Raw genomic sequence first — 15,842 nt, 5'->3', positions numbered from 1 at the left:
GACATCGCCAAGTGGGCCGAGATCCACCGCGACATCATCGCCCGCTTCGGCCGCTTCCCGCACCGCAACGCCTGCCTCGGCCGCGCGACCACGCCGCAGGAGCAGGCCTTCCTCGACGCGGGCGGCTTCGGGGGGTGATCGGCCGCCGAAACCTGTGAATCAGCGGATCACCTAATTCCCGGTCAGGCCGAATCAGCGCGACCCTCAGGTCCGATGTCCGTGCAAGTCTCCATCGCCGATCGCTATCAGGCCGCGCTCGATCATCCCGAGCGGCAGTACCTGGAGCTGCTGGCCGACATCCTGGAAAACGGCGTGGAACGCGGCGACCGGACCGGCGTCGGCACCCTGGGCGTGTTCGGGCGGCAGATGCGCTTCGACCTCGCCAAGGGCTTTCCGCTCATCACCACCAAGAAGCTGCACAGGAAGTCGATCATCCTCGAGCTGCTGTGGTTCCTGCGCGGCGACACCAACGTCCGCTGGCTGCAGGAGCGCGGGGTCTCCATCTGGGACGAGTGGGCCGATCCGGCGGGCGAGCTCGGGCCGGTGTACGGCAAGCAGTGGCGCTCCTGGACCGCGCCGGACGGCCGCGTGATCGACCAGATCGCCGCGGTGGTCGAGAGCCTGAGGCGCAATCCCAACTCGCGCCGCCACATCGTCTCGGCCTGGAACCCGGCCGAGGTGGACGACATGGCGCTGCCGCCGTGCCACTGCCTGTTCCAGTTCTTCGTCGCCGACGGCCGGCTCTCCTGCCAACTCTACCAGCGCTCGGCCGACGTGTTCCTGGGCGTGCCGTTCAACATCGCCAGCTACGCGCTCCTGACCCTGATGGTGGCGCAGGTGACCGGCTATGGGCCGGGCGAGTTCGTGCACACCCTGGGCGACGCGCACCTCTACCTCAATCACGTCGAGCAGGCGCGCCTGCAGCTTTCCCGCGAGCCCCTGCCCTTCCCGCAGATGAAGCTCGCGCCCCGGAGCGACCTCTTCGCCTTCGAGTTCGAGGACTTCCAGCTGGAGGGCTACCGCGCGCATCCGAGCATTCGGGCGCCCATCGCGGTGTGAGCGAGTCCTTTCCAAGCCCATTCGCCCCGTCCCCAAAGTCGATTGGTGCTCAGCGGCTCAAGTCGATCCTGCGCTGGATCGCCATGGTCGGTCTCGCCCTGTCGATCGTGGGGCTCGCGATCGCGAAACTCCTCGCGAACAACGACGACTTCGTCGTGTGGGCTTTGCTCGGAGCGTTTGCGTGCGGCATCCCAGGAGCGATCGCCCTCGCCGGCCTGATGTTGTGGGATTTGCCTCACATGTTGCGGTGGCGGCGCGCAGAGCGAGACTATCGAAGGCGTCTGGCAGCCCTTCCCACCGCCGCCAAACTTCTGCTGTGGGACATGAGCGCGTCGGGAGCGTTTCGCACTTACCTGCCGGCGGCGCATGAGGCGCTTCCGGCAGTCACGAATTCCGGTTTCCTCCGGATCATCGAGGAGCGTAACGGGGCGGTTGTCGTTGCAGTCCCGGAGGCCGATTGCGATCTTCATCTCTATGTCGCCCCCGTCGCCTTGGCTCTCCGCGGCCGTGCGCTCGAGAGTGCCGGTAGAGCGCTATGGCTCGAACAGTTTGAAGCTGAAAAGCGCTTCAACACCTCGGGGCAGCGACGTCTGCATTGAACCGCAATGGGGGCCAGCCACCCCTCGGTCATTCGGCCGCCGGACCGATCGCGCACGCTCGCCGGCCGCCGACTTCCCATCGGAACGTGGGTCCCGCGTCGCGCGGGACTTGGCGCCCCGCGGCATCGGGACGAATGTCGCCCCGGATATCCGCGATATTCCGGCAGGGGGGCTTCAAATGGCGCACGTGGCGGTGATCGGCGCCGGCTTCGCCGGCCTTGCGACCGGGCTGTTCCTGGCCCGGCGCGGCCATACGGTCGAGCTGATCGAAAAGGACGCGGCCGCGCCGCCCGACGACGTCGAGGCCTGCTTCGCCGACTGGACGCGGCGCGGCGTCGCCCAGGCCCGCCAACCGCATCTGCTGCTCTCTCGCGGCGTTCGCGTGCTGCAGGAGGAGGCGCCCGAGACGCTCGCCGCCTTCTGCGCCGCGGGAGCGAGTCTCTTGACCAACCTCGGCCAGAGAAAGCAGGCCGGCGACCGCGAGGCGGTGTTCTTCGTCGCCGCCCGCCGGCTCCCGATGGAAGCGGCCATGCGAGGCGAGACGCTCGGCCGGCCCTCGATCTCGCTGACGCTCGGCGAAGTCGACGGCCTGATCGCCAGGCGAGAGGGCGGCGAGCCCCCGCTGGTCACCGGCGTCGCGCTTGCCGATGGCCGGAAGGTCGAGGCCGACCTGGTGGTCGACGCGTCGGGCCGCTGGTCGAAGGCGCCGGAGCATCTCGCCGCCATCGGCGCCGATCCCGTGGGCGAGACGAGTCAAGACCTGCAGTTCTGTTATCTGTCCCAATGGCGGCGCAAGCGGGCGGGCGCCCCGTTCCCGCCCGGTTTCATGCCGCTGACGATCAACTCCGCGTTCGCACCCTTCATCTGCTTTCCCGCCGACGGCGGCGTGTTCTCGGTCACCATGGCCGTCTCGCTCAACGACCCGCTGCGCGGCAAGCTCCGGCGCCCGGAGGTCTTCGAGCGGGTGGCGAACGCTATCAAGGGCTTCGAACCATGGCTCGACCAGACCGATGCGATCACCGAGCCGCAGGTCATGGCGCGGATCGAGAACCGCTGGCGTTCCCTGGCGCCCGAGGGCCGCGCGGTCGTGCGGGGCTTCGCGCTGGTGGGAGATTCCGCCATCCATACCAATCCCACGTTCGGACGCGGCATCTCGTTCGCCTGTCTCCAGGCGAGATGGCTCGCCGAGGCGCTGGAGGAGCGCGATCTGCGCTCCGCCGCCTTCACCCGCGAGTTCGAGGCCTGGAAGGTGGCCGAACTCCTCGGCTGGTATCAGGCTCAGCTCGTCGCCGACGGACGCCGCCTGGCGGGCATCGAGCGCGCGCTGCGCGGCCAAGCCTTGCCAGAGCCCGACGATGCGCCATCGCGCTTCGTGGCCGCGCTCAGCCTGATCGCGCCGGAGAACCCGCAGATCGCCGCCGCCCTGTCCCGCATGATGCACATGCTGACCACCCCGCAGGAGCTCGCCCGGGACCCCGTCGTCGGTCCGGCGGTGGCCAAGCGCCTCGAGGCCGGCGGCTGCTTGCTGCCGCCGATGGCCGGGCCCAGCCGCGCCGAGTTCGAGGCGCTGGTCGCCTGAGGGCGGTGACGCATCGGGCAAGCCGCGCTACAGGCCTGTCATGCCTTCGGTCATCCTCGCCGCCGGACCCATCGCGCGCGCCAGGAACGGCGTGATCGGCAGGGACGGCCGCCTGCCCTGGCGGCTGAAGTCCGACCTGGCGATCTTCCGCGAGGTGACCCTGGGCAAGCCGGTGATCATGGGGCGCAAGACCTTCGAGAGCCTGCCGGGCCCGCTGAAGGGCCGCACCAACATCGTGCTGACCCGCGAGCGCGGCTATCAGGCCAAGGGCGCCGTGGTCTGCGACGACTTCTCGGAGGCGGTGCAGATCGGCCGCGAGCAGGCGGCCGAGGACGGCGCTGGCGAGGTCTGCGTGATCGGCGGCGCCTCGGTCTTCGAGTTGGCGCTCGGCAAGGCGCAGCGGCTCTATCTCACCGAAGTCAACGGCGAGCCCGAGGGCGACGTCGTCCTGCCGCCGATCGATGAGCACCAATGGCGGGAAGTGCGGCGCGAGCACCGCCCCGCCTCCGAAGCAGACCAGTACGCCTTCACCTTCCGGGTGCTCGACCGGCGCTGAGGCCCTTCCCTTCAGCGCGGGCGGCGTGGCTATAGTCGCCGCCGCACCGATGAGGAAGGGAGATGGTTGTGGATATCGAGCTCGTCACCGAGGGCCTGGAATTCCCGGAAGGCCCGATCGCCATGAACGACGGCTCCGTCATCCTGACCGAGATCAAGGGCCGGCGGCTGACGCGGGTGAAGCCGGACGGCTCCAAGGAGGTGGTCGCCGAGACCGGCGGCGGACCGAACGGGGCGGCGATCGGCCCCGACGGAGCGATCTACGTCACCAACAACGGCGGGTCGTTCGAGTGGCTGGACGTGGGCGGCCTGTGCATCCCCGGGCCGACGCCGGCCAGCCACACCGGCGGCTCCATCCAGCGGGTCGACATCGCTTCGGGCAAGGTGGAGACGGTCTATGAGAGCTGCGAGGGGAGACGGCTGATCGGCCCGAACGACCTGGTGTTCGACAAGGCCGGGAACATCTGGTTCACCGACCATGGCTGCTCGACGCCGGAGGGGCGCAAGTTCGGGGGAGTCTACTACGCCAAGCCGGACGGCGGCTCCATCTCCCGCCAGCGCGACCACATCATCTCGCCGAACGGCATCGGCCTCTCGCCCGACGAGAAGGTGGTCTACGTGGCCGACACCAACCTGGGCCGCCTGTGGGCCTTCGACGTGGAGGGCCCCGGCGTGCTGGCGGCCGGGCCGGGATTCGCGCCAGGGCGCGTCGTGCACAACCTGCAGGGCTATCAGCTGCTCGACAGCCTTGCGGTGGAAGCCGGCGGCAAGGTCTGCGTCGCCACCATCATCAATGGCGGGATCACCGCCTTCGACCCCGACGGAACGATCGAGCACTATGCGTTCCCCGACGTCCTGTGCACCAACATCTGCTTCGGCGGGGCGGACCTGCGCGACGCCTGGGTCACCGCCTCCTCCACCGGCAAGCTCTACAAGTGCCGCTGGCCGCGCCCCGGGCTGAAGCTCAACTTCAACGCCTAGCTGCAGGCGCCTTAAGTCGGGAACCGGACGGCGCCGTGGCACGCTTAAGACAAGGATTGGGGGCGGGGCGAAGACCGCCGGCGAAGACGCGGGAAAATTCCATGGATACAGCCGTGCGGGCTGACCCCGAACTGGCGTTGACAGGAATTCCGGGTCTGGACGATGTCCTGTCCGGCGGCCTGGCGCGCGCACGCGTCTATCTGATCGAAGGCAGCCCCGGCACCGGCAAGACCACGGCGGCCCTGTCGTTCCTGCGCCAGGGGGCGGCGGCCGGCGAGCGGGGCCTCTACATCACGCTGTCGGAAACCGAGAACGAGCTGCGCGACACCGGCCTCTCCCATGGCTGGCAGCTCAAGGGCATCGAGATCTTCGAGCTGGTCCCGCCGGAGAGCCTGCTCGACGAGAAGCAGCAGCAGAGTCTGCTCTACTCCTCCGATCTCGAGCTCGGCGAGACCACGCGGATGATCTTCGACGCCGTCGAGCGGATCCGACCGGACCGGGTGGTGATCGACAGCCTCTCGGAGATCCGGCTGCTGGCGCAGAGCTCCCTGCGCTATCGGCGTCAGGTGCTGGCCCTGAAGCACTATTTCGCCAAGCACAACGCCACCGTCCTGCTGCTCGACGACCTCACCACCGACACCCTGGACAAGACGGTGCACAGCGTGGCGCACGGCGTCATCCGCCTGGAGGAGCTCGCGCCCGAGTATGGGGCCGAACGGCGCCGCATGCGGGTCGTCAAGTACCGGGGCCGCCGGTTCCGCGGCGGCTTCCACGATTTCACGATCAAGACCGGAGGCCTGGAGATCTATCCGCGGCTGGTCTCCTCCGAGCACAAGACGAGGTTCGCGCGCGACCAGCTGTCGAGCGGCGTCAGCGGCCTGGACGCGCTCCTCGGCGGCGGCGTGGAGCGCGGCTCGAGCTGCCTGATCCTGGGGCCCGCAGGCACCGGCAAGTCGCTGATGGCGCTCTACTTCGTGCTGGCGGCGATCAAGCGCGGCGAACGCGCCGCCCTGTTCGCGTTCGACGAGGAGATCGGCCTCCTGATCGACCGCACCGCCGCGTTCGGCATCGACCTGCCGGCGCTGATGGCCTCGGAGAAGCTCGTCTTGCACCAGGTGGACGCCGCGGAGCTGTCGCCCGGCGAGTTCACCGCCATGGTGCGGCACTGCGTGGACGACAACAACATCCGCACGGTGGTCGTCGACAGCCTGAACGGCTACCAGGCGGCGATGCCGGAGGAGCAGTTCCTGATCCTCCATATCCACGAGCTGCTGCAGTACCTGAACCGCCAGGGCGCGACGACCTTCCTCACCGTCGCCCAGCACGGGCTGGTGGGGGAGATGAAGGCTCCGGTGGACGTCACCTATCTCGCCGACACCGTGCTGCTGCTCCGCTACTTCGAAGCCACCGGCGACGTGCGCCGCGCCGTCTCGGTGATCAAGAAGCGCGCGGGCAAGCACGAGAAGACCATCCGCGAGTTCGAGATCGACGAGCGCGGCCTCTCGGTCGGCCGGCCGATCACCGAGTTCCAGGGCGTCCTGCGCGGCGTACCGAACTTCGTGGGACCGGGGGCGGACCTGATGGGTGAACCCTCGGCATGACGCAGGACGCGTCCGAGCGCGTTCTCGTCCTGGCGCCCTCGGGACGCGACGCCGCCATAGCCCAGGCCATCCTCGCGGAGGTCGGCCTCGGCGTGGCGGTGTGCGATGACCTGCGTGAGCTGTGCGGCCAGTTCGAGCACGGCGTCGGCGTCGCCCTGATCGTCGAGGAGGCGCTGCAGGGCGCCGACTACGGGCTGATCGCGCGCTGGATCGGGGCGCAGCCCCCCTGGTCCGATCTTCCGATCGTGCTGCTGGCCCAACGCGGCGGCGGGCTGGAGCGCAATCCCGCGGCGCGCCGTCTGAGCCTGGCCCTCGGCAACGTCACCTTCCTGGAGCGGCCCTTCCACCCCACCACCCTGGTCAGCGTCGTGGAGACGGCGCTGCGCGGGCGCAGGCGGCAGTACGAGGCCCGCGACCGGATCGAGACCATCCGCGCGGCTGAGGAGCTGCTGGAGCAAAGGGTCCGCGAACGCACAGCCGAGCTCGCGGCCGCCAACCGGCAGCTCGCCGACCAGATCGCCGAGCGGGAGCGGATCGAATCGGTCTTGCGCCAGGCCCAGCGGCTGGAGGCGGTGGGCCAGCTCACCTCGGGCGTGGCGCACGACTTCAACAACCTCCTGATGGTCGTGCTCGGCAACCTCCGCCAGATGCAGAAGGCCGAGACCGACCCGGCCAACCTGCGGCGACTGCAGATGATGGTCCAGGCCGCCGAGCGGGGCGCGCAGCTCACCACCCAGATGCTGGCCTTCTCGCGCCGCCAGCAGCTAGACCCTCGGGCCGTCGACCTCAACGAGACCGTTCTGGGCATGCACGACCTGCTGCAGTCGACGATGGGCGGCAGCGTGGCCATCGTCACCCAGCTGCAGCCGGACCTGTGGCCGGCGATGATCGATCCGACCCAGATCGAGCTGGTGATCCTCAACCTGGCGATCAACGCGCGCGATGCGATGGAGGTGGGCGGCCGGCTCACCGTCGAGACGGCCAACGTGACCCTGCCCGCAGCCATCGGGCCTGAGGAGCCGCCGGCCGGCGACTACGTGATGGTGGCGGTGACCGACACCGGACCGGGCATGAGCGAGGAGGTCAAGGCGCGGGTGTTCGAGCCGTTCTTCACCACCAAGGAGGTCGGCAAGGGCTCGGGTCTCGGGTTGTCGCAGGTGTTCGGCCTGGCCAAGCAGTCCGGCGGCGGGGTGCGGATCGACAGCCTCCCTGGTCAAGGCGCCTCGGTGAAGGTCTATCTGCCGCGCGCCGCCATCGATCCGCAACGGGACGCGCCGCAGCCTGAACCCAACAGCTCGGCCGACGCCGCGAACCTGAGCGTGCTGGTCGTCGACGACGACAGCGCCGTGCGCGAGGTCACCGCAGAGATCCTGGGCGAACTCGGCTACCGCGTGATCGAGGCCGGCAGCGGCGGGGACGCGCTCCACCTCCTGGAGCACGAGGACCGGATCGACGTGATGCTCGTCGACTTCGCCATGCCCGGCATGAACGGCGCGGAGGTCGCCCGCGAGGCGCGCGCACGGCGGCCGGAGGTGCCGATCCTGTTCGTCACCGGCTATGCCGACACGGCGGCGCTGGAACAGGCCGGAGAAGGCGGCATCCTGCGCAAGCCCTACCTGGAGCGCGAGCTCGCGGCCAAGCTCAGGGCGGTGCTGCGCGCCTCGCCGACGGCGAACGCCGCCTCGCGGCGCGCCAAGCTCTCCGGCGGCCAGACCTCGGCGGAGTTGTAGTAGGCGGGAAACGTCCGCGCGCCCTTGGGCAGGCGCACCCACGGCTGCCTGGAGCGGGTGTAGATGTGCACGTCGGGCTGGATGGCGGTGGGGTCGTCCAAGGTCCCCACCCGCATGAAGCGGATCGAGCTCAGGCCTCCGTACTGCGACCACAGCGCCGTTCCGCAGGCCGGGCAGCGGAAGACGTCGTGCGGGCGGCCGCTGTCGGTCGGCATGCGCGAGGGCGCGGCCTCGCCCTGGACCTCGACCCGATCCGCCTCGATCAAGGCGTTCAGCACGAAGGCCGAGCCGGTCTGCCGCTGGCAGTCCAGGCAGTGGCAGCAGTGGGTGATCATCGGCGGCGAGGTCATCCGGTAGGTGACCGCCCCGCAGGCGCATCGGCCGGTCAATTCGCTCATGCCGCCATTCTAGCGAGCGACTGCTGACAGGGTGGAGTCACCAGCCGCCGCATGCCGAGGGCTACGGGCCCCGGCGCGGCCGCGGAGGCGGCGCGGTCTCACGCTGAACGACGTGGCCGACGACGATCGCCGCGGGATAGAGGATTTCCTCCTCCTGGCGCGCATGGGCTGCAAGCTTCTCGGCCAGCGCCACCTCATCGAGGCGACCTTGCCGCTTGGCGACCGCCTCGAACCGCGCGCGCGCCTGGCCGATGCGCCGGTGCTCGGCGAGCATCTTGGGCATCTCGGCCTCCAGCGCGCGGGTCATCGGCAGCACGGAACGCATGCTGGGCGTCGCCGGGCCGCGCGAAAGCGGGAGCAGGAGCGAAAGCGGCGGCGCAGCGATCTCCTCCTCGCGCTTGAAGTGCGGGTCCAGGACCGCCAGCAGGTTGCGCGCCGCGGCGCCGAGGTCGCCAGGCTCGTGGGTTGCGCGCTCCAGGGCGCCGTGAATCTCCCGATGTTCCTCTGCGATCGACGACGGGGTCTGTAGCGGCTGAGCGTGCGCCGCTTGGACGCCGAGCAGGGCGGCGGCGGCCGCTCCCGAGATTGCGAGCTTGCGCATGGGCGTCTCCTTTGCGTCCCAATCGTGTGACCTCTCGGCGTCGGCGCTTTGATCCCGCTCAACACGCCGGCAAAGTTGACGCCAGCGTCACCTTGTTCGGCGGCCGCCGATCGGCGATGATGCCGGCTCCGCAGGAGGACACCCCATGGACGACGCTTCGATCGACGTGAAGCGCGCCGCGCGCGAAGCCGCCTATTCGATGCCGATCGAGGACATCAATCCGGTCGATCCGCAGATGTTCAGGGACGACACCTGGCATCCCTACTTCGAGCGGCTGCGCAAGGAGGACCCGGTCCACTGGGCGGTCTCGGAGGAAGAGGACGTCGGCGGCTACTGGTCGGTGACCCGCTACAACGACATCATGGCGATCGACACCAACCACCAGGCGTTCTCCTCCGTCCCGACCATCGTCCTGCCGGACCCGGCGGAAGACTTCACGCTGCCGATGTTCATCGCGATGGATCCCCCCAAGCACGATGAGCAGCGCAAGACGGTGAGCCCGATCGTGGCGCCGCCGAACCTGGCGCGCATGGAGCCGGTGATCCGCGAGCGGGCCGCGAAGATCCTCGACGACCTGCCGATCGGCGAAGAGATCGACTGGGTCGACAAGGTCTCCATCGAGCTCACCACCATGACGCTGGCGACGCTGTTCGACTTCCCGTGGGCGGACCGGCGCAAGCTCACCCGCTGGTCGGACGTGGCGACCGCAGGGCCGGAGAGCGGCATCTTCAACAGCACCGATCCGGAGGAAGCCGAGCAGCAGCGGCGCATGGAGCTGTTCGAGTGCGTCGACTACTTCATGAACCTGTGGAACGAGCGGGTGAACGCCCCGCCCAAGTCCGACCTGATCTCCATGCTGGCGCACGGCGAGTCCACCAAGAACATGGATCGCATGGAGTACCTCGGAAACCTGATCCTGCTGATCGTGGGCGGCAACGACACCACCCGCAACACCATCTCCGGCTCGATCTATGCGCTGTCGCAGAACCCCGACCAGGAGCGGATCCTGCGCGCCAACCCGGAGGTCATCCCCTCGATGGTCTCCGAGACCATCCGCTGGCAGACGCCCCTGGCCTACATGCGCCGCACCGCGCTGGAGGACTTCGAGCTGCACGGCAAGACGATCAAGGCCGGCGAGAAGATCGCCATGTGGTACGTCTCCGGCAACCGCGACGAGACGGTGATCGATCGGCCGAACGACTACTGGATCGAGCGGCCGCGGGTGCGCCAGCACCTCTCCTTCGGCTTCGGCATCCACCGCTGCGTCGGCAACCGCCTGGCCGAGCTGCAGCTGAAGATCATCTGGGAGGAGATCCTCAAGCGCTTCCCGCGCATTGACGTGGTGGGCCCGCCCAAGCGCGTCTATTCCTCCTTCGTGCACGGCTACGAGCACCTGCCGGTGGTGATCCCCACCCGCAACTGAGCAGCGGCCCTCAGCCGATCACACCGGCGAGCGTCATGGCGCGGATCTCCGGCTTCGACAGGGATCGCGCCAGGCCGGCGCCGCGCCCAAGCTTCGCATTGCGCTGTCTCAAACATTGACGGACCGGCGCCTGGCGTCGTCTGATCGTCCGCCAAGTCGAGGGATGAAGGGGAAGATCACATGACGATGCAATCGACGAGCCTTGCGCTCGCGGCGGCGCTGAGCCTGGCGGTGTCAGGCGCGGCGGCGGCGGCCACCACCCACCTGATGGCCAATCTAGCGGGCGCGAACGAGAAGCCCACGGCGGGGGACGCCAAGGCGAGCGGCATGGCGCACGTCCAGGTCGACACCGACAAGAACCAGGTCTGCTATGAGCTGACCACCAAGGACCTCGCCCAGCCGATCATGGCCCACATCCACAAGGGCGGGGCGGACGCGGCCGGCCCCGTGGCGGTGGCGCTGACGCCGCCCGACGCCAACGGCCACAGCCAGGGCTGCGCCTCGGTCGACGCCGCCGTCGCCAAGGACATCGCCGCCAATCCCGCGGGCTACTACGTCAACGTCCACTCCGCGACCTACAAGGCCGGCGCGATCCGCGGCCAGCTCGGCAAGTAGGACGCAAGCGGAACGGAAGGAGGCGGGCGATGGCCTGCGACCTGGTGATCCGCGGCGGGACCGTGGTCGACGGCACCGGCGCGCCCGCCTTCGAGGCCGACGTGGCCGTCCGCGACGGCCGCATCGCCGCAATCGGCCGCGTGGCCGAGCGCGGGACCGAAGAGATCGACGCGCGGGGCATGCTGGTGACGCCCGGCTTTGTCGACATCCACACCCACTATGACGGCCAGGCGGTCTGGTCCGACCGGCTCGCGCCGTCATCGCTGCACGGCGTGACCACGGCGGTCGGCGGCAACTGCGGGGTGGGATTCGCCCCCTGCCGGCCGCAGGACCACGAGCGGCTGGTCAGCGTCATGGAAGGCGTCGAGGACATCCCCGAAGTGGTGATGACCGAGGGGCTGACCTGGGACTGGGAGACCTATCCCGAGTACCTCGCCGCCATCGAGAAGCGGCCGCACGACATCGACTTCGCCTCGCAGATCCCGCACTCGGCGGTACGCGTCTATGTCATGGGCGAGCGCGGCGCGAACCGCGAACCGGCCACCGAAGACGATCTCAAGCGGATGCAGGCGGTGGTGAAGGAGGCCGTCGAGGCGGGGGCCCTGGGCTTCACGACCTCGCGCCTGGTCATCCACAAGACCGGCCAGGGGGATCCCATCCCCACCTACCAGGCCGCCGAGGCCGAGCTGGAGGCCATGGCGCTCGCGTTGAAGGAGGCCGGCCGCGGCGTGCTGCAGGCGGTGTTCGGAACGCCCGGCCGCACGTTCGAAGACGAGATCGACCTGCTCTCGCGGCTCACCCGCCTGAGCGGCCGGCCCGCCAGCTTCTCCATGGCCCAGTCGAACGAGAACCCCGAGGCCTGGAGGGGGGCGATGCAAAGGCTGGCCGAGGCCAACGCCAAGGGGCCGCCGATCCGCGCCCAGGTGTTCCCGCGGCCGATCGGCGTCGTGCTGGGCTTCGACCTGTCGGTGAACCCCTTCAGCCTATGCCCGAGCTGGGCGGAGCGGGCGCGGCTGCCGTTCGACAGGCGCATCGCCGCGCTGCGCGATCCGCAGGTTCGTGCGCGTCTCCTGGTGGAGGAACCCGGTGATGCGCTGATCCCGCTGGCGCGGATGGGCCGCCGGTTCGAGTTCATCTGGCCGCTGGGCGATCCGCCCGACTACGAGCCCGCGCCAGAGGACTCCGTCGCGGCCCAGGCCCGGCGGCGCGGGATCGACCCGGCGGAGCTCGCCTACGACCTGCTGCTCGAGAACGACGGCAAGGGCCTGCTGCTGGCGGCGCTCGCCAACTACGGCTCGGGCTCGCTCGACCCGATCCACGCCCTGATCACCGACCCCAACAGCGTGCTGGGGCTTGGCGACGGCGGCGCCCACTACGGCATGATCTGCGACTCCAGCTATCCGACGTTCGTGCTGCAGCACTGGACGCGCGAGCGGAAAGGCGAGCGCCTGTCCATCGAGGAGGCGGTCAAGGCGCTGGCGGCCGATCCGGCGAAGACCGTGGGCCTGATGGACCGCGGCGTGCTCGCGACGGGCCGCAAGGCGGACCTCAACGTCATCGACTACGACAAGCTGCGCCTCAACACGCCCAAGGTGCTCTACGACCTGCCGGCCGGCGGCCGGCGGGTGACGCAGGACGCCCAGGGCTACGAGGCGCTGATCGTCTCGGGCGAGATCGTCAGCCGCGAGGGGCGCCCGACCGGCGCTCTGCCCGGCCGCCTGGTGCGCGGCGCCCAGCGCGCGCGCGCCTGACGCCGCGGACAGCGCAGGAAGCGCAAGCACCTAGCGCCCCCCGCCGGCCACCGTGAGGCTCGCGGCCGCCTGGCTGCGAATCTTCGCCGCGCATTGCGCCATCTCAATGCGGGCGCCGCGACTCCACAGGTAGCATTGTTGAGCGCCATTGCGGCGGGAGACCGGGAGAGCGTGTCTTGATGCAGGGGCGTCACGAGGTAGGGCCGCTCGGCTCCGTCGAGGCGGCGGCGTCGGCCGCTGCGCTGGCCGACCTGACGCGAAAGCTCTCGGCGGCCGGGTCGCCGGACGAGGTCATGACGATCGTCAGCCGCAGCGTGCGCGACCGCCTGCAGGCCGATGGCGCGAGCTTCGTCCTGCGCGAGGGGAACCGGTGCTACTACGCCGAAGAGGACGCCATTTCGCCGCTCTGGCGTGGACGGCGCTTCCCCCTGAAGTCCTGCGTGTCCGGCTGGTGCATGACACACGGCGAGGCGGTCGCGATCGGCGACATCTACCAGGACCCTCGGGTCCCGGTCGACGCCTATCGGCCGACTTTCGTCCGCAGTATGGCCATTGCGCCGGTCGGTCGCGATGAGGCCGTCGCGGCGCTGGGCGCCTACTGGGCCGAGAGGCGCGATCCCACGGAACAGGACGTCGCGCAGCTGCAGGCCATCGCCGATGCGGCCGGGGTCGCGCTCAAGCGGGTGCGGGGCTCGCCCGCCCGGCCGGCGCGCAACCGCCCGGACGCCTCCACGGCGGCCGAGCCGTTCGGCGGCTCCTCCCTCGGCGCCTTCCTGATGCACATTCGGCGCAACGGCGTGCGGCCGAACTCGGTGGAAGGCTACGCCTTCGCCGTGCTGTGCGTCCTGACCGCCACTCTCGTCCGCCAGGGGTTCAAGCTCGGCGGGGCGCATGAGCTGGCGGTCTTTTCCACCTACTATCTCGCCGTCCTAGTCGCGATGCTCGTCGGCGGCCGGGGCCCGGGCATTCTGGCTGCGGCGCTCGGCGGATTCGCCGCCTACTACTTCTTCATGCCGCCGCTCTATCGGTTTGCGCCGCCTACCCTATCGGACGCGCTCGATCTGGCGCTCTACGGCGGCGCGAGCGCGCTGATCATCCTGATCATCGACTGGTACAAGCGCGCGGTCCTGCGCCTGCGCGAGGAAGACGCGACGCACCTGACGCTTGCGCGCGAACAAGGCCACCGCGTCAAGAACGCCATCGCCGTGGCGGAATCCGTCGTCCGGCAGAGCCTTCGCGACCAACCTGAGCGCGCCGGCGCGATCAATCGCCGGATCCGCGCGGGACTGAGGCAGATCGACATTGACGATCGGGCGCCGGCCGAGCCCGCCGCCTTGCGGGAGATTCTCACCGCCGAGCTGGAGCCCTACGACCTCGCGCGATTTCGGCTGGACGGCATGGTCGGCGTGAGGATCGGCCCCGGGCCCCGGAGACTCGTTTCGCTGCTCATCCACGAGCTGGCGACGAACGCCGTCAAACATGGCGCCCTGCTGGCGCCGGCTGGTGAAGTGACGGTGGCGTGGGAAGGCGACCAGAACCGGGTGAGGATCGTGTGGACGGAGTCCGGCGGCCCACCCGTCACGCCGCCCCAGAGGCGAGGCTACGGCTCCATGCTGATGCAGCGTCTGATCCAAGGCGCGGGCGGCGCGATCGTCATCGAGTTCCCGGCCTCAGGGGCGCGGGCGGAAGTCTCCATTCCGCTCGACTAGGCGAGAGGCCCGGCCCTCAGAGGCCCAGCACCATCTTGGCCATGATGTTGTGCTGGATCTCGTTGGAGCCGGCGTAGATCGAGGTCTTACGGTAGTTGAAGTACATGGGCGCGACGGGCGCGGCCCACTCCGGCCCGGCGCGCGGCGCATTGGTGCGCCCCTCGATCTCGGCCCAGGTGTCCTGCACGAACGGCTGGGCGTAGACGCCGGCCGCCTCGAGGGCGAGCTCGGTCATGGTCTGCTGCATCTGGCTGCCCTCCAGCTTCAGCATGGAGGAGACCGCGCCCATGGCCTCGCCGTTGGCGCGCCCGGCGAACACCCTCAGCTCGGTCGCGTTGAGCGCCTCGGTCTTGATCTCGGCTTCCGCGAGCTTGCGCCGGAAAGCCGGGTCGTCCAGCACCCGCCCGCCGCGGCCGCTGCGCTCGATGGCGGCGATCTCCTTCACCCGCTGCAGCATGTGGGTGAGCCCCGGCGCATAGGCCGAGCCGCGCTCGAACTGCAGCAGGTACTTGGCGTAGGTCCAGCCCTCGCCCTCCTTGCCGATCCGGTTGCTCACCGGCACGCGGACATTGTCGAAGAAGACCTGGTTGATCTCCTGATCGCCAGGCCTGGGGCCGTCCAGCGTCGGCAAGGGGACGATGGAGATGCCCGGCGTGGTCATGTCGAGCAGCAGGAAGGAGATGCCCTTCTGCTTGATGTCCTCCTGGCTGGTGCGGACCAGGCAGAACATCCAGTCCGCCCACTGGGCGTAGGTCGTCCAGATCTTCGAGCCGGCCAGCACATAGTCGTCACCGTCGCGCTCGGCCTTCAGCGCCAGGGAGGCCAGGTCGGAGCCCGCGCCCGGCTCGGAATAGCCCTGGCACCACCAGACGTCGGTGTTCAGGATCTTCGGCAGGTGCTGATGCTTCTGCTCATCGGAGCCGAACGCCATGATGACCGGCGCGCACATGCGCAGGCCCATGTTGGAGGTCGACGGCGCGCCGGCCAGCGCCATCTCCATCTCGAAGATGTACTTCCGGGTCAGGCTCCAGCCCGTGCCGCCGTACTCAAGGGGCCAGTCCGGCGCGATCCAGCCCTTCGCATTGAGCCGCTTCAGCCAGCGGACCTGGCCCGCCTTGTCGAGGTGGGCGTTCTTCGACTGCGCGGCGTGCGCCCGCATGTCGTCGTCGAAGGCTTCGGCGATGAAGGCGCGAACCTCGTCGCGGAATGCGAGGTCTTCGGGACTGAAGTCGAGGTCCATC

15 protein-coding genes are annotated in these 15,842 nt (G+C 69.5%); 12 read left to right on the top strand and 3 right to left on the bottom strand.

Annotated features, from left to right (window positions below; all coding sequences use genetic code 11):
* The 8 genes from Q0W60_RS02235 to Q0W60_RS02200 form a co-directional block, all read left to right on the top strand.
* Window positions 1-138: DUF924 family protein (locus Q0W60_RS02235; protein ID WP_297692127.1), on the top strand; the 138-nt coding region annotated here is incomplete at its 5' end.
* Window positions 139-213: 75 nt separating this feature from the next.
* The gene (locus Q0W60_RS02230) at window positions 214-1,059 is read left to right on the top strand and encodes a thymidylate synthase (protein WP_297692121.1); all 846 of its coding nucleotides are present in this window, start codon (window positions 214-216) and stop codon (window positions 1,057-1,059) included.
* Window positions 1,060-1,142: 83 nt separating this feature from the next.
* Window positions 1,143-1,658 carry a hypothetical protein gene (locus tag Q0W60_RS02225; RefSeq protein ID WP_297692119.1) on the top strand — a complete coding sequence of 172 codons (516 nt, stop codon included), beginning with the start codon at window positions 1,143-1,145 and terminating at the stop codon, window positions 1,656-1,658.
* Between the two features lie 178 nt (window positions 1,659-1,836).
* Complete coding sequence (locus tag Q0W60_RS02220) at window positions 1,837-3,237, top strand: FAD-dependent oxidoreductase (RefSeq protein ID WP_297692118.1); 1,401 nt, start codon at window positions 1,837-1,839, stop codon at window positions 3,235-3,237.
* A gap of 40 nt (window positions 3,238-3,277) precedes the next feature.
* Entirely contained in the window at window positions 3,278-3,793 is a 516-nt protein-coding gene (locus Q0W60_RS02215; protein ID WP_297692116.1) for a dihydrofolate reductase, read from the top strand.
* 68 nt (window positions 3,794-3,861) lie between these two features.
* A complete protein-coding gene (locus Q0W60_RS02210; RefSeq protein WP_297692125.1) occupies window positions 3,862-4,773 on the top strand; it encodes an SMP-30/gluconolactonase/LRE family protein in 912 nt (303 codons plus the stop codon).
* A gap of 101 nt (window positions 4,774-4,874) precedes the next feature.
* On the top strand, window positions 4,875-6,374 hold the full coding sequence (locus Q0W60_RS02205; RefSeq protein ID WP_297692114.1) for an ATPase domain-containing protein: 1,500 nt from the start codon (window positions 4,875-4,877) through the stop codon (window positions 6,372-6,374).
* Entirely contained in the window at window positions 6,371-8,104 is a 1,734-nt protein-coding gene (locus Q0W60_RS02200) for a response regulator (protein WP_297692112.1), read from the top strand. Before Q0W60_RS02205 ends, Q0W60_RS02200 begins: the two co-directional genes overlap by 4 nt.
* Here the strand turns inward: Q0W60_RS02200 and Q0W60_RS02195 are convergent.
* Both Q0W60_RS02195 and Q0W60_RS02190 read right to left on the bottom strand, forming a co-directional pair.
* A complete protein-coding gene (locus tag Q0W60_RS02195; RefSeq protein WP_297692110.1) occupies window positions 7,987-8,502 on the bottom strand; it encodes a GFA family protein in 516 nt (171 codons plus the stop codon). The two genes, Q0W60_RS02200 and Q0W60_RS02195, sit on opposite strands and share 118 nt — an antisense overlap.
* Window positions 8,503-8,563: 61 nt before the next feature.
* Complete coding sequence (locus Q0W60_RS02190) at window positions 8,564-9,103, bottom strand: hemerythrin domain-containing protein (RefSeq protein WP_297692108.1); 540 nt, start codon at window positions 9,101-9,103, stop codon at window positions 8,564-8,566.
* Between the two features lie 145 nt (window positions 9,104-9,248).
* Between Q0W60_RS02190 and Q0W60_RS02185 the strand changes: the two genes are divergently transcribed.
* The 4 genes from Q0W60_RS02185 to Q0W60_RS02165 all read left to right on the top strand — a co-directional run bounded on the left by Q0W60_RS02185 (window position 9,249) and on the right by Q0W60_RS02165 (window position 14,601).
* Window positions 9,249-10,526, top strand: a complete 1,278-nt coding sequence (locus Q0W60_RS02185) for a cytochrome P450 (RefSeq protein ID WP_297692106.1) — start codon at window positions 9,249-9,251, stop codon at window positions 10,524-10,526.
* A gap of 180 nt (window positions 10,527-10,706) precedes the next feature.
* Window positions 10,707-11,141 carry a CHRD domain-containing protein gene (locus Q0W60_RS02180; protein WP_297692104.1) on the top strand — a complete coding sequence of 145 codons (435 nt, stop codon included), beginning with the start codon at window positions 10,707-10,709 and terminating at the stop codon, window positions 11,139-11,141.
* A 29-nt stretch (window positions 11,142-11,170) separates the two neighbouring features.
* Window positions 11,171-12,892, top strand: coding sequence for an amidohydrolase family protein (locus tag Q0W60_RS02170; protein WP_366074921.1), 1,722 nt, complete (start codon window positions 11,171-11,173; stop codon window positions 12,890-12,892).
* A gap of 179 nt (window positions 12,893-13,071) precedes the next feature.
* On the top strand, window positions 13,072-14,601 hold the full coding sequence (locus tag Q0W60_RS02165; RefSeq protein ID WP_297692101.1) for a DUF4118 domain-containing protein: 1,530 nt from the start codon (window positions 13,072-13,074) through the stop codon (window positions 14,599-14,601).
* Between the two features lie 16 nt (window positions 14,602-14,617).
* On the opposite strand, the gene Q0W60_RS02160 is transcribed toward Q0W60_RS02165, so the two are convergent.
* Window positions 14,618-15,841, bottom strand: a complete 1,224-nt coding sequence (locus tag Q0W60_RS02160; protein ID WP_297692099.1) for an acyl-CoA dehydrogenase family protein — start codon at window positions 15,839-15,841, stop codon at window positions 14,618-14,620.
* Between the last annotated feature and the right edge of the window lies 1 nt (window position 15,842).

The organism is Phenylobacterium sp. (genome assembly GCF_025934275.1).
GTDB lineage: Bacteria > Pseudomonadota > Alphaproteobacteria > Caulobacterales > Caulobacteraceae > Phenylobacterium.
This window is presented reverse-complemented; position numbering and strand designations above follow the sequence as displayed.

Bases quoted from the DNA above. Each gene is read 5' to 3' on its own strand.
- Q0W60_RS02195 (WP_297692110.1), bottom strand. From the start codon at position 8,502: ATGAGCGAATTGACCGGCCGATGCGCCTGCGGGGCGGTCACCTACCGG.
- Q0W60_RS02220 (WP_297692118.1), top strand. From the start codon at position 1,837: ATGGCGCACGTGGCGGTGATCGGCGCCGGCTTCGCCGGCCTTGCGACC.
- Q0W60_RS02225 (WP_297692119.1), top strand. From the start codon at position 1,143: ATGGTCGGTCTCGCCCTGTCGATCGTGGGGCTCGCGATCGCGAAACTC.
- Q0W60_RS02165 (WP_297692101.1), top strand. From the start codon at position 13,072: ATGCAGGGGCGTCACGAGGTAGGGCCGCTCGGCTCCGTCGAGGCGGCG.
- Q0W60_RS02180 (WP_297692104.1), top strand. From the start codon at position 10,707: ATGACGATGCAATCGACGAGCCTTGCGCTCGCGGCGGCGCTGAGCCTG.
- Q0W60_RS02170 (WP_366074921.1), top strand. From the start codon at position 11,171: ATGGCCTGCGACCTGGTGATCCGCGGCGGGACCGTGGTCGACGGCACC.
- Q0W60_RS02205 (WP_297692114.1), top strand. From the start codon at position 4,875: ATGGATACAGCCGTGCGGGCTGACCCCGAACTGGCGTTGACAGGAATT.
- Q0W60_RS02160 (WP_297692099.1), bottom strand. From the start codon at position 15,841: ATGGACCTCGACTTCAGTCCCGAAGACCTCGCATTCCGCGACGAGGTT.
- Q0W60_RS02215 (WP_297692116.1), top strand. From the start codon at position 3,278: ATGCCTTCGGTCATCCTCGCCGCCGGACCCATCGCGCGCGCCAGGAAC.
- Q0W60_RS02200 (WP_297692112.1), top strand. From the start codon at position 6,371: ATGACGCAGGACGCGTCCGAGCGCGTTCTCGTCCTGGCGCCCTCGGGA.
- Q0W60_RS02190 (WP_297692108.1), bottom strand. From the start codon at position 9,103: ATGCGCAAGCTCGCAATCTCGGGAGCGGCCGCCGCCGCCCTGCTCGGC.
- Q0W60_RS02230 (WP_297692121.1), top strand. From the start codon at position 214: ATGTCCGTGCAAGTCTCCATCGCCGATCGCTATCAGGCCGCGCTCGAT.
- Q0W60_RS02185 (WP_297692106.1), top strand. From the start codon at position 9,249: ATGGACGACGCTTCGATCGACGTGAAGCGCGCCGCGCGCGAAGCCGCC.